The organism is Actinomyces sp. ZJ308, from assembly GCF_011752065.1.
Lineage (GTDB): Bacteria > Actinomycetota > Actinomycetes > Actinomycetales > Actinomycetaceae > Actinomyces.
In genome coordinates, this window is sequence record NZ_JAAIJY010000005.1 from 53,283 (window position 1) to 74,008 (window position 20,726).

At 67.4% G+C, this 20,726-nt stretch carries 17 protein-coding genes; 9 read left to right on the forward strand and 8 right to left on the reverse strand.

Annotated features, from left to right (window positions below; genetic code table 11):
- The first annotated feature begins 53 nt into the window (after positions 1-53).
- Both HCR68_RS04000 and HCR68_RS04005 read left to right on the forward strand, forming a co-directional pair.
- On the forward strand, positions 54-581 hold the full coding sequence (locus tag HCR68_RS04000; RefSeq protein WP_009397704.1) for a MerR family transcriptional regulator: 528 nt from the start codon (positions 54-56) through the stop codon (positions 579-581).
- A gap of 147 nt (positions 582-728) precedes the next feature.
- Positions 729-1,688, forward strand: coding sequence for an aldo/keto reductase (locus HCR68_RS04005; protein ID WP_167146466.1), 960 nt, complete (start codon positions 729-731; stop codon positions 1,686-1,688).
- 21 nt (positions 1,689-1,709) lie between these two features.
- Here HCR68_RS04005 and HCR68_RS04010 read toward each other — a convergent pair whose 3' ends face one another.
- Positions 1,710-3,311 carry an Hsp70 family protein gene (locus HCR68_RS04010; RefSeq protein ID WP_167146468.1) on the reverse strand — a complete coding sequence of 534 codons (1,602 nt, stop codon included), beginning with the start codon at positions 3,309-3,311 and terminating at the stop codon, positions 1,710-1,712.
- Positions 3,312-3,618: 307 nt separating this feature from the next.
- Between HCR68_RS04010 and HCR68_RS04015 the strand changes: the two genes are divergently transcribed.
- The 4 genes from HCR68_RS04015 (at position 3,619) to HCR68_RS04030 (ending at position 9,011) form a co-directional block, all read left to right on the forward strand.
- The gene (locus tag HCR68_RS04015; protein WP_167146471.1) at positions 3,619-4,857 is read left to right on the forward strand and encodes an inorganic phosphate transporter; all 1,239 of its coding nucleotides are present in this window, start codon (positions 3,619-3,621) and stop codon (positions 4,855-4,857) included.
- The gene (locus HCR68_RS04020) at positions 4,854-5,099 is read left to right on the forward strand and encodes a hypothetical protein (RefSeq protein WP_167146474.1); all 246 of its coding nucleotides are present in this window, start codon (positions 4,854-4,856) and stop codon (positions 5,097-5,099) included. The genes HCR68_RS04015 and HCR68_RS04020 overlap by 4 nt, the downstream gene beginning before the upstream one ends.
- Before the next feature lie 76 nt (positions 5,100-5,175).
- Positions 5,176-6,720: a GH32 C-terminal domain-containing protein gene (locus HCR68_RS04025; protein WP_167146477.1), complete on the forward strand. Its 1,545-nt coding sequence runs from the start codon at positions 5,176-5,178 to the stop codon at positions 6,718-6,720.
- Positions 6,721-6,941: 221 nt separating this feature from the next.
- The gene (locus tag HCR68_RS04030) at positions 6,942-9,011 is read left to right on the forward strand and encodes a PTS beta-glucoside transporter subunit IIBCA (RefSeq protein ID WP_208320502.1); all 2,070 of its coding nucleotides are present in this window, start codon (positions 6,942-6,944) and stop codon (positions 9,009-9,011) included.
- A gap of 76 nt (positions 9,012-9,087) precedes the next feature.
- Here HCR68_RS04030 and HCR68_RS04035 read toward each other — a convergent pair whose 3' ends face one another.
- The 4 genes from HCR68_RS04035 to HCR68_RS04050 form a co-directional block, all read right to left on the reverse strand.
- Entirely contained in the window at positions 9,088-10,116 is a 1,029-nt protein-coding gene (locus tag HCR68_RS04035; protein WP_167146483.1) for a LacI family DNA-binding transcriptional regulator, read from the reverse strand.
- Positions 10,117-10,225: 109 nt separating this feature from the next.
- Positions 10,226-10,849, reverse strand: coding sequence for an SGNH/GDSL hydrolase family protein (locus HCR68_RS04040; RefSeq protein WP_167146485.1), 624 nt, complete (start codon positions 10,847-10,849; stop codon positions 10,226-10,228).
- Positions 10,850-10,893: 44 nt separating this feature from the next.
- Complete coding sequence (locus HCR68_RS04045) at positions 10,894-11,625, reverse strand: ABC transporter ATP-binding protein (RefSeq protein WP_167146488.1); 732 nt, start codon at positions 11,623-11,625, stop codon at positions 10,894-10,896.
- Positions 11,622-12,734 carry an ABC transporter permease gene (locus HCR68_RS04050; RefSeq protein ID WP_167146491.1) on the reverse strand — a complete coding sequence of 371 codons (1,113 nt, stop codon included), beginning with the start codon at positions 12,732-12,734 and terminating at the stop codon, positions 11,622-11,624. Before HCR68_RS04050 ends, HCR68_RS04045 begins: the two co-directional genes overlap by 4 nt.
- 250 nt (positions 12,735-12,984) lie before the next feature.
- Between HCR68_RS04050 and HCR68_RS04055 the strand changes: the two genes are divergently transcribed.
- Positions 12,985-15,384, forward strand: coding sequence for an excinuclease ABC subunit UvrA (locus HCR68_RS04055; protein ID WP_167146494.1), 2,400 nt, complete (start codon positions 12,985-12,987; stop codon positions 15,382-15,384).
- Positions 15,381-16,337: a hypothetical protein gene (locus HCR68_RS04065; protein WP_243858923.1), complete on the forward strand. Its 957-nt coding sequence runs from the start codon at positions 15,381-15,383 to the stop codon at positions 16,335-16,337. Before HCR68_RS04055 ends, HCR68_RS04065 begins: the two co-directional genes overlap by 4 nt.
- 26 nt (positions 16,338-16,363) lie before the next feature.
- On the opposite strand, the gene HCR68_RS04070 is transcribed toward HCR68_RS04065, so the two are convergent.
- A complete protein-coding gene (locus HCR68_RS04070) occupies positions 16,364-17,485 on the reverse strand; it encodes an ATP-dependent 6-phosphofructokinase (protein WP_167146496.1) in 1,122 nt (373 codons plus the stop codon).
- A 263-nt stretch (positions 17,486-17,748) separates the two neighbouring features.
- On the opposite strand from HCR68_RS04070, the gene HCR68_RS04075 reads away from it, so the two are divergent.
- Positions 17,749-18,108 (forward strand): RNA polymerase-binding protein RbpA, encoded by a 360-nt coding sequence (locus HCR68_RS04075; RefSeq protein WP_167146499.1) that lies wholly within the window; start codon positions 17,749-17,751, stop codon positions 18,106-18,108.
- Between the two features lie 12 nt (positions 18,109-18,120).
- Here the strand turns inward: HCR68_RS04075 and HCR68_RS04080 are convergent, their stop codons facing one another.
- Positions 18,121-18,960, reverse strand: a complete 840-nt coding sequence (locus HCR68_RS04080; RefSeq protein ID WP_167146502.1) for a polyprenol monophosphomannose synthase — start codon at positions 18,958-18,960, stop codon at positions 18,121-18,123.
- A gap of 62 nt (positions 18,961-19,022) precedes the next feature.
- Positions 19,023-20,672 (reverse strand): apolipoprotein N-acyltransferase, encoded by a 1,650-nt coding sequence (gene lnt, locus HCR68_RS04085; protein WP_279586964.1) that lies wholly within the window; start codon positions 20,670-20,672, stop codon positions 19,023-19,025.
- Positions 20,673-20,726: the final 54 nt, after the last annotated feature.

Genomic DNA, 20,726 nt, shown 5'->3' on the forward strand with positions numbered 1-20,726 from the left:
TCGTGAGCATGAATGAAGCCAGTGCGGTAGCTAGGCCTCAGCGTACTCAGGGCATGCTGTTCGGCGACCCGCTTCCTCAGCTCGACGCCGACTCGGGCTATCGGGGACCGGTCGCGTGCCGAGCCGCCGGCATCACCTACCGCCAGCTCGACTACTGGGCCCGCACCGGCCTGGTCGAGCCGTCGATCCGCAGTGCCAAGGGATCGGGCTCCCAGCGCCTCTACTCCTTCCGCGACATCCTGGTCCTCAAGGTCGTCAAGCGGCTTCTGGACACCGGCGTCTCCCTCCAGCAGATCCGCACGGCCGTCAGCGCCCTGCACTCGCGTGGCGTGGAGGACCTGGCCTCCATCACTCTCATGAGCGACGGGGCCTCGGTCTACGAGTGCACCTCCGCGGACGAGGTCGTCGACCTTGTCGCCGGCGGCCAAGGCGTCTTCGGCATCGCGGTCGGCCGGGTCTGGCACGAGGTCGAGGGGGCTCTGGCGGACCTTCCCGTCGACCACGCCCAGGCGCTCGGGACGCCACTGGTCGAGGATGAGCTGGCCAAGCGTCGCGCTGCTAAACGGCAGCAGGCCATCTGAGCTCCGCCGGACGCGCCGTCGAGCACGTCGTTCGCCGAGGCTGGAACCAATACCGCGGTTCCGGCCTCGGTCGTATCCTGGCTCTGCCGGCCCAACCTATGACAGGACAAATATCATTCCGGCATCGTTCAAGGATCAGGAGAGAACATGACTGGAACACCGACGCGCGCCTTGGCCGATCTCCAGGTCAGCCCCATTGGGCTGGGAGGTAATGTCTTCGGCTGGACAGCGGATGAAGCCACCTCCTTCGAGGTGCTCGACGCATACCTGGACGCCGGAGGGAACCTCGTCGACACCGCTGACGGATACTCCTTCTGGGCGCCGGGAAACTCCGGAGGGGAGTCGGAGAGCGTCATCGGAAGCTGGCTCGCCTCACGCCCCGTCCGTGATCGGATCGTCCTGGCCACAAAGGTCTCCACCAAGCCCGACCGGCCCGGTCTGAGCGCCGACAACATCCGCCTGGCACTGGAGGAGTCACTGTCCCGCCTGCGCACCGACGTCGTCGACATCTACTACGCGCACTTCGATGACGAGTCCACAGCGCTGGAGGAGACCGTGGTGGCCTTCGAGGAGGCTCGCCGTGCCGGCATGATCCGCCACGTGGGTCTGTCCAACTACACGCCCGAGCGCATCCGGCAGTGGTTCGCCATCGCCGACTCCGAGGGCTGTGCTCGGCCCATCGTCCTGCAGCCCCACTACAACCTCCTCCACCGCGACGACGTCGAGGGCTCGGGCGGCAGGGGACAGGCGGCGGCCGAGCTCGGTATGGGGCTCATGCCCTACTTCGCCCTGGCCGCGGGCTTCTTGACTGGAAAGTACCGTCGCGGTGAGGTCATCGACGGTGACCGGGCCGGGATGGTCGCCGACTACCAGCGGCCGGAGTGCTACGACGTCGTCGACGCCCTCATCCAGGTGGCGGCGGATCACGCGGTGGAGCCGTCCGCCGTGGCGCTGGCCTGGCTGCGCGACCGGCCCGGCGTCACCGCCCCGTTGGCCTCAGCGCGCAGCCTGAGTCAGCTGCGGCCGATCATGGACGCTCTGACTCTTGATCTCAGTGCCGAGGAGACCCGGGCTCTCACCCGGGTCTCCGATGCCGCACGCTCCTGACCCACTCCCGGGGCGGGGCGCCTACTCGGTGCGTTGACCCAGGACGTAGCGGCGGCTGTACCCGTCGGTGAGGTCGGTGATGGTGACGCGCACCAGGCCGGCCTCATCGATGCGGTAGTGCTCCTGGATCCGCGGGCCGTGGTCACGCCGTTCCACGCAGTAGGTGCGCAGTTCCTGGTCATCCACGTCCCGCAGCGAGGCCTCGAAGGGGAAGACGATGTCCTGGTAGGGGGCGATCTCGCCGCGAGGCTCTCCGGCCTCGTCGACGTCGGCGCACTCCACGAAGCGGTACCAGCCGATGTTGTGGGCGGCGTCGTACTCACGGGTCAGGACCGTTCCCTCCCGGCCGCCGGGAGAGGCCTGAACGGACTCCGGGCTGAGGATCGCATCGAAGGTGAGCCGATGGCCGCCGTCGGCCTCACGGAAGACGCCGAAGCCGCGTGAGAGCCGGTCCGTGAGGTCGTAATCGCTGGTGCGGTCCGCCGCAATGGCCAGGCCGATTGCCGTCGAGGCCCCCGGGTAGGGGGAGCGGTGGACTCTTCGACCGAAGCGCTCGCGCAGGAGCCGGGGGACCAGCGGAAGGCCGGAGGCGCCCCCGACCAGGTAGACGCCGGCGATATCGGTCAGGTCCGGGCTGCCGTCGTCGAGCCTGCCGACCAGCGGAGCCGTCGTGGCCAGGGAACGCTCGATCAGCGGGGTGCCGGCGTGGTACAGGTCGGCCACGGGCAGAACGATGTCCTGACCCCGCAGGACAATAAGCACTCGTCGGCTCTGGGGGGTGAGGTGCTCCTTGGCGTCCCGGCACTGGTCCAGCAGGTCGTCGAGCTCGGTGGGGGAGAGGTCCTCCTCGGCGATACCCGCCTTGTTCAGCACCATCGTCGCCATGAGCAGATCAACGTCGTCCCCACCCAGGTCGCCCAGCCCATGGGAGGCCAGCACCTCGTGGGAGGTGCCGACGACGTCGACCAGCGAGGTGTCGAAGGTGCCTCCTCCCAGGTCGTAGACCAGGACCCGGGTGCGCCTGGAGGAGACGGTGGTGGCCTTGCGGTGGGTGTACTCGAAGCCGGCGGCGCTGGGTTCGTTGAGCATCGCGGCGACGCAGAAGCCCGCCTGCTGGAAGGCCTCCAGAGTCAGCAGGCGCTGAGCCCCGTAGGCGTGGGCGGGTACCGCGACGACCGCACGAGCGCGGCTGATATCCACGTCCTGCCTCGCCAGCTCGGTTTTGAGGTGGCGCAGGTAGCTGGAGAGAACCTCCAGGACGGAGAAGCTCTGGTCGCCCAGTACCACCGGGGTCGAGGCCGTCAGCGTGGGGGAGGCCAGAACCCGTTTGAGGCTGCGCAGCAACGGAGCTCCCTGGTGGGTGGCCTGCCTGGCAGCGAAACCGTGGACGAGCCGGCCGTCGCGCAGAGCCGTCAACGAGGGGATGAAGTCGTGCTCGTCGCCGTTCTCGTCGGCGAAGCTGAGAACCGGGTAGTTCCCCCGATCCGCGCGTGCGACGACGGTTCGGGTCGTTCCCAGGTCGATTCCCAGGTCGATGTCGGTCATCGACTCGGTGTCGTTCTCCTGTCCGGGGAGGGCCCCGCTGTGGATCCTGTCCAGGCTGTTCGTGGTGTCCGCTGCCATGCGGTGACCCTATCGTGACGAGCCCCTCTTTCCGGGCAATGCCACTACGTCAAGCCTTGTTTGTGGGACGTGACAATCGGCTCAGAGGGGTTGGCCCCTCGTTGGGACGAAAGGCCGTGTCGCCGGACCACGGTCCTCACGTAGGCAGGAGGTGCCCGGTGCTGGTCGCCAGCCTGTACGCGATCGGTTAGGCAGCGGAGCGATCAGCGGGTAACAATACTGGTGGGTTGCGCTCACGCGACCCGGACCTCCGTGCTCGCCCGTCAGGGTGGCAGAGAGGGTCACTCAATCTCCCATCGGGAACGGTATGAGCACCATTCTCTTCCTCGTGATCGTTGTCGTCGTGACGGCGCTCGTCTTCGACTTCACCAACGGTTTCCACGACTCGTCCAACGCCATGGCGACGTCGGTGGCGACCGGAGCCTTCACACCCAGGCGGGCGGTTCTGGTCGCCGCCGTACTCAACGTGATCGGCGCCTGCCTGTCCACCGAGGTCTCCAAGACGATCTCTCACGGGATGTTCGACGACGCGGTGATCCAGGCGGCGCCGGCCATGATCTTCGCGGGTCTGGCCGGCGCTATCCTGTGGAACCTGGCGACGTGGTTGTTCGGACTGCCGTCGTCGTCGTCGCACGCGCTGTTCGGGGGACTCATCGGGGCAGTGGTCGTGGCCGCCGGGGTCCAGGGCGTCCACTGGGGGACAGTGATCTCCAAGATCATCCTCCCGGCCGTCATCGCGCCGGTGGTGGCCGGGGTGGCGGCGGCGCTGGCCACGGCGCTCGCCTACCGTATCGCCCATCCGAGCAACCCCTACTCGCAGCGGCTCTTCCGCAACAGTCAGCGAGTGACCGCCTCCCTGGTGGCGCTGTCCCACGGCACATCCGACGGGCAGAAGACCATGGGGGTCATCACCCTGGCGCTCGTGGCCGGTGGCTACCAGGAGGCCGGTACCGGACCCCACTGGTGGGTCATCGGAGCAGCAGGACTGGCCATCGGCCTGGGCACCTACTCAGGCGGGTGGCGCATCATGCGCACCATGGGACGCGGACTGGTTCATGTCGAGGCTCCCCAGGGCTTCGCCTCCGAGACCGCCTCGACGGTGGCGATCCTGGCCTCCTCCCACCTGGGCTTCGCCCTGTCCACCACCCACATCTGCACCGGCTCGATCCTGGGCTCGGGAATCGGCCGGGGCACCAAGGTGTCGTGGGGGACGGCCGGGAAGATGGGGGTCGCCTGGTTGGTGACGCTTCCGTGCTCAGGCCTGGTCGGTGCCGCCACGTCCTACGTCGCAGTCAGAGGCGGGGTACCGGGCACGATCGCGGTCATCTGCCTGCTCATCCTCGGGGCCCTGGCGATCATCAGACAGGCCGGTCACAATCGCGTGGACTTCTCCAACGTCAACGACGCCTCAGAGGTCGTCGTCGCCAAGCAGGACCCTGAGCTGGGACGCGAACCGCGTACGCTCGAGGAGGTGCGTTCCGAGATCGTCAGTGGCTCGACGGATCATGAGAACACGCAGCGGATGACGACGGGATCCATGGCATGACCGGTATGACGATCGACTGGGCCTCCTTGGGACTGGTGACCGCGGTGACGGTACTGGGCACCGCGTTCATCCTCATCATCTGTTCTCTGGCGGCCCGCATGCTGGCCACCGTGCACGCCAAGCACGAGGCCGGCGAGGTCGAGGGCGTGCGTACGGCCCAGGTCCTGGCGGGCGTCTTCATCACCATCGCCGCCATGATCGCGCTGTTCGGCCTGTGGCTCATCATTCCGTACTTCCACTGATCGTTCATCGGCCGTCCAGCGGTCACCTACTGGGCGCGCACCCGGTACGGGGGAGTGGTCCTGCTAACATCCGACCGTGACTGAGGACCTCAAGGGCCTGGCCCTGGATGAGATTGCTACTTCCACCGCGGCCGATGACCCGGACTACCCCTGCTTCCACGTCGTCCCACCGGTGGGACGACTCAACGACCCCAACGGGCTCCTGGTCGACGGCGGCGTCTACCACGCCTTCTACCAGTTCAGCCCCTTCCATCCCCACCGCAAGCTGGTCTACTGGGGGCACGCCTCCTCGACGGATCTCCTGCACTGGCACCACCATGAGCCAACCATCATCCCGGACTCCTTCTACGACCTCTCCGGCGCCTACTCCGGCAACGCGATCGTGCTGGAGGGCAGCGAGCTCGACGGAGCCCCGGCCCGGGCCCCGTACCAGCTCTTCTACACCGGCAACCTCAAGGACCCCGTCACCGATGAACGCACCGCCAGTCAGTGCCTGGTGACCAGCGGTGACCTGACCGACTTCACCAAGTGGCCCGGTAACCCCCTCATCCCCGCCAACGCCGAGGGCTACACGGCCCACTACCGGGACCCGCAGGTCTTCCGCGACCCGGACCGGCCGGGGGAGTACCGGATGCTCCTGGGCGTCCAGCGCGTCAACGAGACCGGTGCCGCAGTCCTGTACCGGTCCCGGGACCTGGTCTCCTGGGAGCTTGAGGGGGAGCTGACCTTCCCCGACGCCGGCGGCGTCTTCGACTCCTTCGGATACATGTGGGAGTGCCCCGGCCTGGTGCGGGTGACCGACGAGGACACCGGCGAGGACTGGGACGTTCTCATCTGGTGCCCTCAGGGCATCGCCCCGCAGGCAGAGGGCTTTGAGAACATCTTCCCCTGCGTCTATACGGTGGGGCACCTCGTGGGTACCGAGCTGCGAGACACCGACGGCACCTTCCACGAGGTCGATCGCGGTTTCGAGTTCTACGCCCCCCAGGTCTTCGCCCGTCGGCCCTCCGAGCCGGGACCGACGCTGCTGACCGCCTGGGCCGGCAACGCTTCCGAGGACGACCAGCCCTCGATCGATACCGGTCGGTGGGTCCACGCGCTGAGCCTGCCTCGAGCCCTGAGCCTGAAGGGCGGCCGGCTCATCCAACGTCCCTCGACCGACCTGCCCCACGACATCGGGCAGCCGGCTCTGGTGGATGCGGTCCTGGCGGCGGGCCGGTACGAGGTTGCCGAGCTGCGCGGGCACCGCAGCTGGCAGCTGCGTCTGGAGGCCGGGGCGGCGGGCGGTTCAGGCGCCTGGGGACTGAGGATCGGCGGCGAGGAGTCTCACGTGGACATCGTTCTGGGCGGGGGAGCGCTCCGGGTGGATCGCTCGACCTCCCGCTACTGTCAGCACGGCTCCACGCGTACGGTGACGCTTCCTGAAGGCTGTGCACCGGTGCTGGAGGTCATTCACGACCGCTCGCTGACCGAGGTCTTCGTCGGCGACGGGGCCCTGACCTTCACACTGCGCAGCTTCGTCGACGTTGGCACCTCGGGGGCGCGGCTCGTGGTGGAGGGACCGCTCGCGCTCAAAGCCGGCAGTGCCAGGACTTTCACACCGGCTCCCGAGATGCTCTGAGGACCCCGTCATCAGAGGGAGAGACGGCGACTCAATCGCGCGGAGATGAGGAATTGACCGGGACTTCCCTCTCCGGTTGCAGGGTGCTGTGACGCACTGTACTGTGACTATCGATTGACACAGGTGTGGCCGCCGGGAGTCAGCGACGTTCCCGACCAGTGGGTTTCCCAGCCCTCCCAGCTGTTGCGGTCCCATCACGAGAAAGGAACCCCCGGGTGGCAATGGATCACGCCCGCGTGGCGAAGGACGTCCTGACGTACGTCGGTGGCGCCGACAACATCAACGCAGCAGCGCACTGCGCAACGCGTCTGCGTCTTGTCCTCAACGACATGGACAAGGTCGACCAGAAGGCTCTCGACAAGGATCCCGACCTCAAGGGCACCTTCATCGCGGGAGGCATGTTCCAGATCATCGTCGGACCGGGAGACGTCGACCTCGTCTTCTCCGAGATGATCCACACCGGAGGGGTCAAGGAGGTCTCCAAGGACGAGGCCAAGGAGCAGGCGGCCAAGAGCGGTAACCCGCTGTCCCGCTTCATCAAGGCGATCGCCGACATCTTCGTGCCGCTGCTCCCGGCCCTGGTCGCCGGCGGTCTCATGATGGCGATCCACAACGTCCTGACGGCCGACTTCTTCACCTCGCCCTCCTTCGTCGCCCCCGACAACCCCACAGGCGCCTACGGGCTCGTCGACAGGTTCTCCTGGCTCGCCGACTACGACGACGTCATCAACCTCGTCTCCTCAGCGGCCTTCGCCTTCCTGCCGGTGCTCGTCGGCTTCTCAGCGGTCAAGCGCTTCGGCGGCAACGTCTACCTGGGGGCGGCCATGGGCGCCGCCATGGTCTCCACCCAGCTGACCAGCGCCTACGAGATCGAGACGGCCCGGGAGGCCGGGTCCATCGAGGTGTGGCACCTCTTCGGCCTGACCGTGGACAAGATCGGCTACCAGGCCATGGTCATCCCCGTCCTGTGCGTCTCCTGGCTGCTGGCCTACATCGAGAAGTGGCTTCACAAGCGCCTGTCCGGAACGGCCGACTTCCTGCTCACCCCGCTCATCACCCTCCTGGTGACCGGATTCCTCACCTTCGTCGTCGTCGGCCCGCTGGCGCGCGAGCTCTCCGACGGCATCACCAACGGCCTGAGCTGGCTGTACACGACCGCCGGTCCCGTGGGCGGGTTCCTGTTCGGCCTGGTCTACTCACCGATCGTGGTCACCGGTCTGCACCAGTCCTTCCCGGCGGTAGAGCTGCCGCTCATCGCGCAGATGAGCAGCGGCGGTCCCGGTTCCTTCATCTTCCCGATCGCCTCCATGGCCAACATCGCCCAGGGCGCCGTGACCCTGGCGGTCTTCTTCCTGACCAAGGACTCCAAGATGAAGGGACTGGCCGGCGCCGGTGGCGTCTCCGCGATTGTCGGCATCACCGAGCCCGCCATCTTCGGTGTCAACCTGCGTCTGCGCTGGCCCTTCTTCATCGGAATGGGGGTGGCCTCCCTCGGCGGCGCCGCCGTCGCCCTGCTCGACATCCACAACCAGGCCCTGGGCGCCGCCGGATTCGTCGGTTTCGTGTCGATCGTCCCCGACGACATCGTCAAGTACCTCGTGCTCGAGGTGATCGTCTTCATCGCCGCGTTCGCCGCTGCCTTCGCCTACGGCAAGACCCGTGGCAAGGCCTCGCTGGCCGGCGACGACGTCGATGGCGCGGACGAGGCGGCCCTGGAGGCAGAGGCCATGGCCGAGCACGCCGAGACCGTCGAGCTGCCCGCCGAGGCCGCTGAGGACTTCACCGTCACCGCCCCGATCCAGGGACGCGCGATGCCGTTGTCGGAGGTGGAGGACCAGACCTTCGCATCCGGCATGCTCGGCCCGGGCATGGCCATCGCCCCGGCCGAGGGGCCCGTCGTCTCCCCGGTGGACGGAGAGGTTCTCGTGGCCTTCCCGACCGGGCACGCCTACGGCCTGCGCGCCGCCAGCGGCGTCGAGCTGCTCATCCACGTCGGGATGGACACCGTCCAGCTCGACGGCAAGCACTTCAGCCCGAAGGTCAAGGCCGGAGACAAGGTTCTGCGCGGCATGCCGCTGGTGGACGTCGACTGGGCCGCGGTCGGCGCCGCCGGCTACCAGACCGTCACTCCGATCGTCGTCTCCAACGTCCAGAGCTACGAGGGCATCGAGGAGCACGGTTCCGGAACGATCCACCGAGGTGACGCCCTCTTCGACGTCGTGCGCAAGGCCGAAGATCCCGCCGACGACAAGGCCGGCGCCCAGGCCGACACCGCGGAGGTCAAGGCCTGAGTCGCCGGGCGACGTGACAGACAACCAGTGAGGCCCCGACGTCAACAGTCGGGGCCTCACTGTCACTCACGGCTCACTAGGCGGTACGGCCCGCCAACAGCCTGACTGCCATGGGTGAGGGGACCCGAAGCTTCTTCCGTGGCCGGTCGGAGTGATCCGTGTCCGAGGAGGCCGGGGCGGCGGGCTCGATCCGGTTCAGGAGCAGGTCGACCGCGGCTCGGGCCAGCTTGGCAATGGGCTGCTGGACGGTGGTCAGCGACGGCAGGGCGCGACGCATCGCAATCGTGCCGTCGAAACCAACCACCTTGAAGTCCTCCGGGACCCTCAAGCCCTTCTCGGCGGCCCATTCCATCACCTGCGCGGCGGTGAGGTCGTCGGTGGCGAAGACCGCGTCGATGTCGTCGGCGACGAGGTCGAGCCGATCGCGGATGAGACCGGGGCGCTCGGCGTCAGGCGTGTTGAAGTCGACGGTGAGGACCACGGGCTCGATGCCCGCCTGCTGGAGCACCTGGCGATACCCCTTCTCCCGCAGGTTGTGGATGCCGGTGCGGGAGGTCAGCAGCGCCGGACGACATGCCCCTCTCTTGAGCAGGTGCTCTGCGGCGAGACGACCACCGGCCTCGTTGTCACAACGGACGTTGGGGACGGTGGGGGAGAGGTCCCGGTCGACGCTGACCACGGGGAGGTGGATCGAGCTGTAGTCGGCCAGGCCGTCGTTGTGGGCGCTGGAGATGATGCCGTCGACCCGGTGGGAGACCAGGAGATCGAGGTACTCGCGCTCTCGGTCCGCCTTGCCCATGGAGTTGCAGACGAATGTCCTGTAGCCGTGGTCGGCCAGGAAGTCTTCGACGTGCTCGGTGAGCTCACCGAAGAAGGGCAGCGCGACTGTGGGGACGATCAGCCCGATCGACTGCGTCGACTTGCCGTGCAGCGCCCGGGCGATCTGATTGGGGCGGTAGTTGAGCTGCGCGATCGCCTCGGCTACCCGCTCCCGTGTCTCCTGGGAGAGATAGCCGCGGTTGTTGAGCACGCGGGAGACTGTAGTCAGCGAGACGCCTGCAGCCTGGGCAACATCAGCCAGTGTGGGTTCGCGGTGTGACTCCACTAGTGGGTCCTCGAGCTCCTGAGTCGTTCACGGACAGTGCGATCTGCTCTCAAGCATATGCCTCGAAGGCCGCATTACCCAACTGACCTGCGTAAACGCGGGCCAAGCGTTACGCGATCGGCAGGATCTCGGAGTAGAGGGAGATCATGGCTCGGGCCATCTGGGCGTGGCCGGCGTCATCCGGGTGGATCTGGTCGATGGCCAGCCGGTCCTCGTCTCCGTTGATCGCCGTGGTCAGGGCGTCGGTCGAGGTCAGTGCCAGGGAGGTCGCCTTCTCATGGACGAGCCGGTGAATGGCCTGGAAACGCGGACCGGTCTCCAGGGAGGGGAAGTAAGGGGCGATGATGACCGCCGCGCCCCGCAAGCGGGTGGAGATGAAGCTGAGGTCATGGTCGATCGCCTGCTCGACCAGCTCGCGCTGAGAGGGGAGGAAGGCTGCGTCGTTCAGCCCCAGGCTGATCGTGACGACGTCGGGCTCACAGCGCAGAACCGCCTCCAGCCAGGTCGTGTCGCGGCACGACGGCGAGCGCTGGCCACCGGGCAGATGGCCTCCACGACGCGCGAAGAACCCGAGACCGTCCGCCGCCAGGTTCACCTCCCGCCACCGCTGGTGCTCGCACACCAGGGAGGTCCAACGGTTGCGGGGATGGCTCAGTGCCCGCCAGCCGGTGGTGACGGAGTCACCGAGGAAGACGGCGGTGGGGAAGTGGTCGGAGTTCGGGATCGTGGACACGGCTCACGACTGTAGTTCTCCGGGCTGGGAGGAGCCAGCGCGGCTCAGTCGGCATCAGCTTCGCCGTCGCCATCGCCCTGCTCCGCCAGGACGCCGTCGTGCATGACCAGGACCCGGTCGCACACGGGAAGCAACCGCTCGTCGTGCGTGACCATGACGGTGGCCTTGCCCAGCTCGTGGGTCTGATCGGCGAGCAGGCGGGCGACGTCCTGAGCCCGTCGGGTATCCAGGGCGGCGGTCGGCTCGTCGGCCAGGATGATGTCGGGGTCGTGGTAGAGCGCCACCGCGATGGCGGCGCGCTGGCGCTCACCCCCGGAGAGCTCGGAGGGGTAGGCGTGTGCTCGCTTCGAGATGCCGAGAGAGTCCAGGAGGTGATCCCGCCTGCTCGTGCCGGACTTCGTGCGCGTGACCCGGTCGTAGAGGCCGAACTGGTCGTTGAGCCTCAGGAAGGGAACCAGACCGGAGGCCTGGAGAACGAAACCGATGCGCCGCAGTCGGATTTGGGCCCGGCGCTTCTCCGGCAAGGCGGAGAACGGCTCACCCGAGATGGTGACGGTGCCGCTGGAGGGGGAGCGCAAGCCGCCCATGATGGTCAGCAGCGTCGACTTTCCCGATCCGGACGGTCCCAGGATCCCGACCAGTTCGCCGGTGCGGAGCTGAAGATCGGTGCTGCGCAGCGCGTGAACGGTCTCATCGCCCTGACGGTAGTCCCGGGTCACCGACTCCAGGGACATGACTGCGGTTGCCGTGTCGGTCGCTGATTTCGACGTCGTCATGAGATGGCCTCCACAGGGTCGATGCGGGAGACGACCCGCACGGAGATAAGGCCGCCGACAACCGAGACGAGAACGAAGACGGTGGCGACGAACAGATCGAGAAGACCGGAGAGCCTGAAGGGGACGGCACTGGGCAGAACCAGGGAGGTCGCCACCGTCAGCAGCAGGCCGGCTCCGATACCGGCGACCGACAGCACGAGCGTCTGGGCGCAACCGGACCGGATGAGGTAGCTGGTGGGGACGCCACGCGCCTTGAGGATTCCCAGAACCGGTCTCTTCTGCAGGGTCAGCACGTAGATGAAGATGCCCAGCACCGTGGACGCGATGATGATGAGCGAGCCGATCATGAGGCTGAAGGTGAGAACCTGCGCCGAGTATCCGGGCAGCGTCTGAATGAGCTCCTCACTGGTCAGGATCGTCAGGCCCGCGTCCTGGGCGGACTTCACGGCCCTGCTGTCTTCGGTCAGGTCGGCCTTGAACACGACGGCCGAGACCGCGGGGGACAGGCTGGTGGGGCCGTACTGCCTTAGGGCGTCACCGTCCAGGGTCACTACGGGGGCCGACTGGAAGGTCGTGTCGTGGGTGAAGCCGACGACGGTCCAGTCGTGATCGGATCCCAGGAGCCGGAGCGTGTCGCCGGTCCTGAGCCCCTTGGCCTGGAGGGAGTCGTCCACGAGGATCTCCGTGCTGGGATCGGAGATCGCTCGTCCGCTGGACACGGTCGGGCTGAGCTCTCCGTCCAGGTCGATGCCGAAGGCGAAGACGTCGTCTCGCAGCGCCTCGCCGTCCTCGTCCTTGACGTCGCGGGCCTGGGCGACAGCGGCGGTGCTCATGAGTGTCGACGCCGTGGTCCCGTTGTCCTGGGCCAGGGACTCGGTGGTGCTCAGCTGCTCGTCACTCAGGCGCGAGGCGGAGAGGTTCTCGTTGGAGGCGTCGGTGATGGCCACGCTCGCGGTGTCCCAGCCGTCGATGCCGGCTCGGTAGAGGTGGGCCAGTCCGACGGCGAGCGAGGCCAGGAAGAAAGTGAGATAGGCCACCAGGGTGATGACGGAGATGATGAGTCCGAAGCGCACGGGTTCGTGCCGGATCTCGCGCAGCGCGAGGAACATGGGGCTCCCTGAGGAAATTACTGGCAACGGGCCTGATGGCGCGCTCCGCGAAGGCTACATGGCCTCCATGTCTCGTGCGACGCGAGAGTGCTTGGTGCTGAGCGGAGGTGAGGGTCGCGGTCGTCAGGGTGGCCGTCAGGCTGGCGTGGCGCGTGCCGAGGGAACGGAGCCCTCGCCGAGAATGACATAATGTACATTATCGGCGGTAGATGTGTGCGCGGTACTGGCGGCATCCGGCACAATTCCTCCTGTGACTGCTGGAGAGGCTGCTGGACGGGTCCCTGCTGACGACCATGACGTCATCCGCGTCGTCGGAGCGCGCGAGAACAACCTGCGCGGTGTCGACGTCGTCATCCCCAAGCGTAGGCTCACGGTGTTCACCGGCGTGTCGGGCTCCGGCAAGAGCTCACTCGTCTTCGCCACGATCGCCGCCGAGTCGCGCCGTCTCATCAACGAGACCTACCCGGCCTTCGTTCAGGGGTTCATGGATGCCAGCGCGCGTCCAGACGTCGATCGCCTGGAAGGACTGACGCCGGCGATCGTCGTGGACCAGGAGCGCATGGGATCCAACCCGCGCTCCACGCTCGGTACCGTCAGCGACGTCGGCGCCCTGCTGCGGGTGCTGTTCTCGACCATGGGTGCGCCGCATATCGGCTCACCCCAGGCCTTCGCCTTCAACGTTCCATCGGTCACCGGCGGCGGCGCGGTCACCACGCAGCGCGGAGGCCGCAAGATCGTTGAGCGCAAGACCTTCACCGTGCAGGGCGGGATGTGCCCGGGCTGCGAAGGTCTGGGAAAGGTCTCCGATATCGACCTGGCCCAGGTACTCGACGAGACGCTCTGCCTGCAGGACGGTGCGATTACCGTGCCCGGCTACTCGGCGGGCGGCTGGCAGCTGCGCAGCTTCACCGAGTCCGGTCTCTTCCCGACTGACAAGCCGGTCTCCGCCTTCACGCCCAAACAGCGCGACGACCTGCTCTACAAGGAGCCGACCAGGATCAGGGTCGGCGGCATCAACGTCACCTACGAGGGGCTCGTCCCCAGGATCCGCAAGTCGATGCTCTCCAAGGAGCCCGAGGCGCTGCAGCCCCATATTCGCGCCTTCGTGGAACGGGCCGTCGTCTTCGGAGTGTGCCCGCAGTGCGCCGGAACCCGGTTGGCCGAACCGGCTCGCTCCTGCCTCATCGACGGAAAATCCATTGCTGATGCCTGCGCCATGCAGATATCCGATCTTGCGCAGTGGGTTACTCATCTCCAGGGAATTCTACTCGATGCCGCTCCCCTGCTTGCCAACCTGAAGAAAATGCTGGACGCATTCGTCTCCATCGGTCTGGGTTACCTGTCACTGGATCGTCCGGCCTCGACGCTCTCGGGCGGTGAGGCTCAGCGCACCAAGCTCGTGCGCCACCTGGGATCGGCTCTTACCGACGTCACCTATGTCTTCGACGAGCCCAGCATCGGCCTGCACCCGCACGACCTCCACCAGATGAACAAGCTGCTGCTGTCCCTGCGGGACAAAGGAAGTACGGTGCTCGTCATCGAGCACAAGCCCGAGACGATCCGGATCGCGGATCATGTGGTGGACCTGGGGCCGGGAGCCGGCAGCCAGGGCGGCAGAATCTGCTTTGAAGGAACCGTTGAGGAACTGCTCAGCTCCGACACCCTCACCGGGCACCACATGGCCGATCGGGTGCACATCAAAACCACCCACCGCTCCCCCACGGGAGTCATTGAGATTCGCGGAGCCGACACGAACAATCTATGCGACGTCGACGTCGATATTCCTGTAGGAGTTCTCACCGTCGTCACCGGCGTCGCAGGATCAGGAAAATCGAGCCTCATTCATGGCCACCTCTCCCCCATGGATGACGTGGTGACGATTGACCAGACCCCGATCAAGGGCTCCCGAAGATCGAATCCAGCCACCTACACCGGAATGCTCGATCATATTCGCAAGGCCTTCGCCAAGGCGAATAAGGAGAAAGGCGCGAAGCCCTCGTACTTCTCAGCCAACTCAGAAGGCGCCTGCCCGGTGTGCAGTGGAACCGGAGTCATCGAGACACAGCTCGGTTTCATGGAGACCGTGGAGTCCCGGTGCGAGGCCTGCCGAGGACGCCGTTTCAACGACGAGGTGCTCGCCTACCGTCTGGGTGGATGCAGTATCGCCGATGTCCTGGACATGAGCGCCCACGAGGCTCGTGAGCTCTTCTCCCAGGGAGAGGCGCGCCTGCCTGCAGCCTCCAGGATCCTGTCTCGACTTGAGGACGTCGGGCTCGGTTACCTGCGCCTCGGCCAGGCGCTGACCACCCTGTCCGGCGGTGAGCGCCAGCGGCTCAAGCTCGCCGTCCACCTCGCCCAGGACAGTCGCGTCATCGTGCTCGATGAACCGACCGTCGGACTCCACCCGGCCGACATCGAGGCCATGCTGGCCCTGCTGGACAGGATCGTGGACTCAGGACGCACCGTCGTCGTCATCGAGCACCATCAGGCCGTTATGGCGCACGCCGACTGGATCATCGACCTCGGGCCCGGCGCGGGCCACGACGGCGGTCGCATCGTGTTCACCGGGGCACCCGCCCAGATGGTGACCGCCCCGACGACTCTGACGGCCCAGCACCTGGCCCAGTACGTCCAGAGGAACGGTGCATGATTCTCGCATACACCGAAGACACCTACCGTATCCGCCCGGCGACCATGGCGGGCTCCCGCACCATGATCGCCCTCATCGAGGCCGGCAACACGGCCTCCGTGCGGCTGCATGAGCGCTATGGTTTCAGCACCGTCGGCACCATCCCGCAGGCCGGCGAGAAGCTGGGACGGATCCTTGACCTGACCCTCATGAGCCGCTCCCTGAAAGGTCCCATGATGAGTGACAACCAGAATCCTGCTGACGACAGCCGCTTTCGGCTCGTGCGTGCGGCTGAGTCCGTCGAGCTGCAGCCCGAGGAACCCGCCGTGGCCCAGTGGCGGGCCAGCGCAACCGCGGACCTCGTCGCGCACCTGCTGGATCTCGTCGGATCACCCAAGGACAGGCCTGCGATCATCGCCGTCGACGGACGAGGCGGATCCGGTAAGACCACGCTCACCAAGGCACTGACCGCAGCCGTGCCGGGCTCCCAGACCTTCCACCTGGACGACCTCATCTGGAACGAGCCCCTCTACCAGTGGGACCAGCGACTCGTTGACGCTCTGACCCAGTTGCGTGAGACCGGCTCGCTCGACCTGGTCCCAGCCAAGTGGCGGGAGCACGGACGTAAGGGCTCCATCCGGATCCCTGCCGGCTCTCCCCTGGTCGTCGTCGAGGGAACCGGGGCCGGCCTCAGCGCCGTCAGCGGTCTCATTGACGCCCACGCGTGGGTCCAGACCGGCGATGACGTCGCCGAACGTCGGGGCATCAGCCGCGATATCGCAGAGGGAGTCAACGGCAACGCCAAGGAGTCAGTGCGCTTCTGGCACTGGTGGATGGCCGGCGAGCGCCCCTTCTTCGCCAAGGACCGCCCCTGGGAGCGCGCGGATGTCATCGTCTCCGGTGACGCCCCAGCCGGAGTGGAACCCGGAGAGGTCGCCTGGATTCCGGGGCCGCTTCTGTCCGCTGAGGCGTGACGTCACAGAGCTCAGGCCGAAGACTCTCAGTCCCCCAGGGCCGTCCCCACGGCGCGCGCGGCCTGGATCCACTCGTGATCGGCCGGAACGAACTTGGTACGTCCGGCCACCTCCTTGAGAGGCACCAGCTCAGTGCCGTGACCGCGGTCGGCCACCATGACGCCGTACCGGCCCTCGGCGATCGCATCGGCGCCGGCCACCCCCAGGCGCGTGCCCAGCAGGCGGTCCGCCCCGCAGGGTGAGCCGCCGCGCTGGACGTACCCCAGGATGGAGACGCGGGCCTCCAGGCCGGTGAGGTTCTCCAGCTGCTCGGCCAGGGTGAAGGTGTTGGCGCGGTGGGAGGCCTCCAGGCGCTTGACGCCCCGCTTGGCCATCGCCTTGCGCTCGGGGCTGGAGGCGTCCTTGACCAGGGCGCGGGCGTGCTCCAGCTCGGCGTGGTCCGTCACCGACAGTGCCCCCTCGGCCACGGCCACCACCGAGAAGGAGGAGCCGTGGGAGCGGCGTCTCTCGATCTTGTCCGCGATCGCGTCCACCGAGTACGGGATCTCGGGCAGCAGGATGACGTCCGCCCCGCCGGCGATACCGGCGCCCAGGGCCAGCCACCCCGCCCGGTGCCCCATGATCTCGGTGAGGATGATGCGGTGGTGGGAGTGCGCCGTCGAGTGCAGCCGGTCCACGGCCTCCGTGGCGATCTCCAGGGCCGTGGCGAAGCCGAAGGAGGAGTCGGTGTGGACGATGTCGTTGTCAATGGTCTTGGGCAGGTGGATGACATTGAGGCCGGCGTCCATGAGGCGCTTGGCGTTCTTCGCGGTCCCACCGCCTCCGAGGCACACGAGCGCGTCGATCCCGTCCTTCTCGCAGTTCTCCACGATGGTCGCCACCATGTCGCGGGGCTCGCCGTCCACCATCATGCGATGCACCTTGTCCCGGCTGGTTCCCAGCATGGTTCCACCGGTGGTGAGGATGCCGGACAGGGCGGCGGCATCGAGCTCGGTGAAGCGGTTCTCGGCCAGACCCCGCATACCGTCGCGAAAGCCGATGAGCTCCCAGCCGTGCTGCTGGATCGCCGCCTTCCCGAAGCCTCGGATCGCCGCGTTGAGTCCCGGGGCGTCGCCGCCCGCTGTGAGAATGCCGATGCGCTGAGCCATGAGGCAAAGTATGCCGCGCTCTGTGGCGACGTACACGCCGTACACGTCGGTTCCCACTGCTGCGTCGTGGCCGGTCCCGCCCGGCGACGTCCTACACTCCGCCAACCGGTATGATCCGTTATCCGGACCGCGTCGGGGTCGGTGGGAACAAATCGTCCTCCCCCGGTGTTGACGCACCGGTGTCCCGGAGGGAGATCGTACGCGAGCCGCATGCGCTGCCGGAGGGGACACCGAGACAGACGAGCCACGAGGAGGCCACAAGCATGGCAGACCGCGCACTGCGAGGCATGACTATCGGCGCGAAGTCGATGGAGTCGGAGGATGGCGTTGAGTTCGCTGAGCGGATGATCGTCAGCTACGAGTGCCCGATGGCGCACCTCACCAAGATCCCGATGTCCACCGAGGCCGAGGTGCCTCCTACCTGGGAGTGTCCCGAGTGCGGCCAGCCCGCCGCTCGGCGCGGAGAGGACGAGCCCGAGCCCGACGAGCCCAAGAAGACCCCGCGTACCCACTGGGACATGCTCCTGGAGCGTCGTAAGGTCGAGGAGCTCGAGGTTCTTCTCAATGAGCGCCTTGAGGCGCTGCGCAGTGGCGAGGTCTACCGCGAGAGAGTCAGCGGCTGAGTTCTCCCCGTCTCAGGAGCGCTTCTGGCACGATGAGCTCGACGGGCGCTGCTGGCGGTAGCCGGCGGCTGCCCGACGGCGCTGGTCCCGGGCCGCACGCAGTCGGCTTCCGGCGATCTTCGCGGCGTCGATCAGCTGGCTGGATCGCTTGGCGACACCCCAGCGAGTCACCAGGGACAGCTCCTCGGTGAAGATTCCCCCGGAGAGCTTGGACTGTCCGGCCTCCCGCTCCAGGAAGGTGATGGGCATCTCCACGATGCGGCCACCGATCTCGTCAACGAGCTTGGTCATGTTGACCTGGAAGCCGTACCCGAGGGCCTCGACCTTGCTCAGGTCCATGCGACGCAGGACGGAGGCGCGGAAGACCCGGAAGCCGGCGGTGGCATCCTTGACACGCAGCCCCAGCATGGCGTTGATGTAGAGGTTCCCGGCCTTGGACAGGGCCACGCGCTTGGCGTCCCATCCCTCCGTGGCACCGCCGGAGACCCACCGCGAGCCGATGACGAGGTCGGGCTCGTCGGCCATCTCAGCGCGCTGGATGAGCAGCGCCAGGTCCTCGGCCCGGTGGGAGCCGTCGGCGTCCATCTCCACGATGAGCTCGTATCCGGCTGCCAGCGCCCAGGAGAATCCGGCGAGGTAGGCCGGTCCCAGCCCGTTCTTCTCCGAGCGGTGCAGGACGTGGATGTGGGAGTCCTCGTTCGCCCGGGTGTCGGCGTAGTCTCCGGTGCCGTCAGGGGAACCGTCGTCGACGACGAGAATGTCCGCCTCGGGAGCGTGCTCGCGGACCCGGTCCAGTGCCGTGGGCAGGGACTCGATCTCGTTGTAGGTCGGGATGACGACGAGTGCCTTCACTTCTCTCTCCAAGGTTGGGTTCGCGTGGTGCCGAGGCTACCTGAGACAGAGGGTATCCGAGATCAGCGGCGAGGACGGCGAGCCGGAGCAGCTGCCTCGCGCCCCAGGCGCACCTGGCCCAGGATACCGGCCCCGAGCAGTACGCCCGCGGCGGCCAGGAGGATGATGCCGGGGACAGGACCGAGCCTGTCGGCGAGCGTCTGAGAGCTGCGCAGCGGGACATCGGCCACGAGGCTCGCCTGCGTGTAGGGACGGGTCGCCTGCTCCACCTCACCGCGGGGGCTGATGATCGCGGTGTAGCCCACGGTTGAGGCCTGGATGACGCTGCGGCCGTGGACCACCGCCTGGACGCGGCCCTGGGCGAGCTGCTGGGCGGCCTCGCCGGAGTCGAGGAAGGAGGCGTTGTTCGTCGGGATGACGATCGCCTGTCCGCCCTGCTTGACACCGGTGCGCAGGGCGTCGTCGTAGGCGACCTCGAAGCAGATCCCCATGGCGAAGGTGATGTCGCGGCCCTGGGTGGCGGCGGGAATCGTGAGCGTGCTGGGTCCGGTGCCGGGCAGCATGTCGACGCCGACGCGGTCGACCTGGGTGGTGAGTCGACGTACGAGGGAGCGGGCGGGAATGTACTCGGCGAAGGGGACGGGCCGGTGCTTACGGTAGTAGGCGTGCTTCTCCTGCCCGGCGGTGTCGCCGGGAGTCCACACGAGCACGTCGTTGTAGCGGATGTCGTCGACGAAGGGAACAGCGCCGACCAGCACCGGTGCCTGGACGGCTTGGGCGGCCTCGTCGACGATCGCGGCCGAGGCCGGGTAGTCGCGCGGGTCCAGGTCCGCCGAGTTCTCCGGCCAGATGACCATGTCCAGGTTGCCGGGGCCGACGTCGTCGGCCAGCTTCCTCGTGGCCTCAGCGTGGTTGCCGGTCACCTCCAGGGCGCGGTTGAAGGCGTCCTCGAAGTCGGTGGCCACATTGCCCTGGACGGCGCCGACGCGAACAGTGCCGTTCTCCGCGCGGGTGTGCAGTGGCAGAACCTGGGGCGCGACGAGCAGACAGGCCGCGACAGCAGCGGAGATGACCACGGGGACGACGCGGCGCTCATAGATGGCCTGAGCCGCGTGGGCGAGGCACGCCGCCGCCAGGGCCACCAGGAGCCCCACCCCGGCGCTGCCGACATAGGCGGCCGCCGGCAGGACGGGTGCATCGGCCATGGCGAAGGCCAGCCGGCCGAAGGGGAAGCCACCCAGCGGCCACACGGAGCGCAGCTCCTCAACCCCCGACCACAGCAGAGCGAAGGCGAGCACCCTCGCAGCGCCCGCGGGTACACGGCGCAGCAGAGGCAGTCCGTTGGACGAGTCCCCGGATGAGCCCTGAAGCCGCGGGAGGCGGCTCACCAGGGCCCAGGCCCCGCCGAGCCCGGCCAGGTAGAGCGACTCGAAGGCCGTCAGCGCGATCCAGCCGATCGGGTTGCCCATCCCCACCATCGTGAAGTGCAGCAGAGGCGTGAACAGGCCGACGCCGTAGAGCAGCCCCAGCCCCGTCCCGGACCAGAACCCCCGGCCCCGGATGAGGAGCATGAACGCCCCGAGACCAACGAGGGCCGACCACCACAGGTTCATCGGCGGGAAGGCCGTGTAGGTGGCCAGACCGGCCAGTAGCGCAACGGCTGCGGGGACTGATCGGCGAAGCCAGCGGATAGACCGGGAAGCTACTGTCACGCGGTGAAGCATACGGGCAATGTGATGTCGTCTCGCCTTATGGGTGGCTGTGGG

Bases quoted from the DNA above. Each gene is read 5' to 3' on its own strand.
- HCR68_RS04045 (WP_167146488.1), bottom strand. From the start codon at position 11,625: ATGACGACGTCGAAATCAGCGACCGACACGGCAACCGCAGTCATGTCC.
- HCR68_RS04005 (WP_167146466.1), top strand. From the start codon at position 729: ATGACTGGAACACCGACGCGCGCCTTGGCCGATCTCCAGGTCAGCCCC.
- HCR68_RS04065 (WP_243858923.1), top strand. From the start codon at position 15,381: ATGATTCTCGCATACACCGAAGACACCTACCGTATCCGCCCGGCGACC.
- HCR68_RS04010 (WP_167146468.1), bottom strand. From the start codon at position 3,311: ATGGCAGCGGACACCACGAACAGCCTGGACAGGATCCACAGCGGGGCC.
- HCR68_RS04075 (WP_167146499.1), top strand. From the start codon at position 17,749: ATGGCAGACCGCGCACTGCGAGGCATGACTATCGGCGCGAAGTCGATG.
- HCR68_RS04000 (WP_009397704.1), top strand. From the start codon at position 54: ATGCTGTTCGGCGACCCGCTTCCTCAGCTCGACGCCGACTCGGGCTAT.
- HCR68_RS04020 (WP_167146474.1), top strand. From the start codon at position 4,854: ATGACCGGTATGACGATCGACTGGGCCTCCTTGGGACTGGTGACCGCG.
- HCR68_RS04050 (WP_167146491.1), bottom strand. From the start codon at position 12,734: ATGTTCCTCGCGCTGCGCGAGATCCGGCACGAACCCGTGCGCTTCGGA.
- HCR68_RS04070 (WP_167146496.1), bottom strand. From the start codon at position 17,485: ATGGCTCAGCGCATCGGCATTCTCACAGCGGGCGGCGACGCCCCGGGA.
- HCR68_RS04015 (WP_167146471.1), top strand. From the start codon at position 3,619: ATGAGCACCATTCTCTTCCTCGTGATCGTTGTCGTCGTGACGGCGCTC.
- HCR68_RS04030 (WP_208320502.1), top strand. From the start codon at position 6,942: ATGGATCACGCCCGCGTGGCGAAGGACGTCCTGACGTACGTCGGTGGC.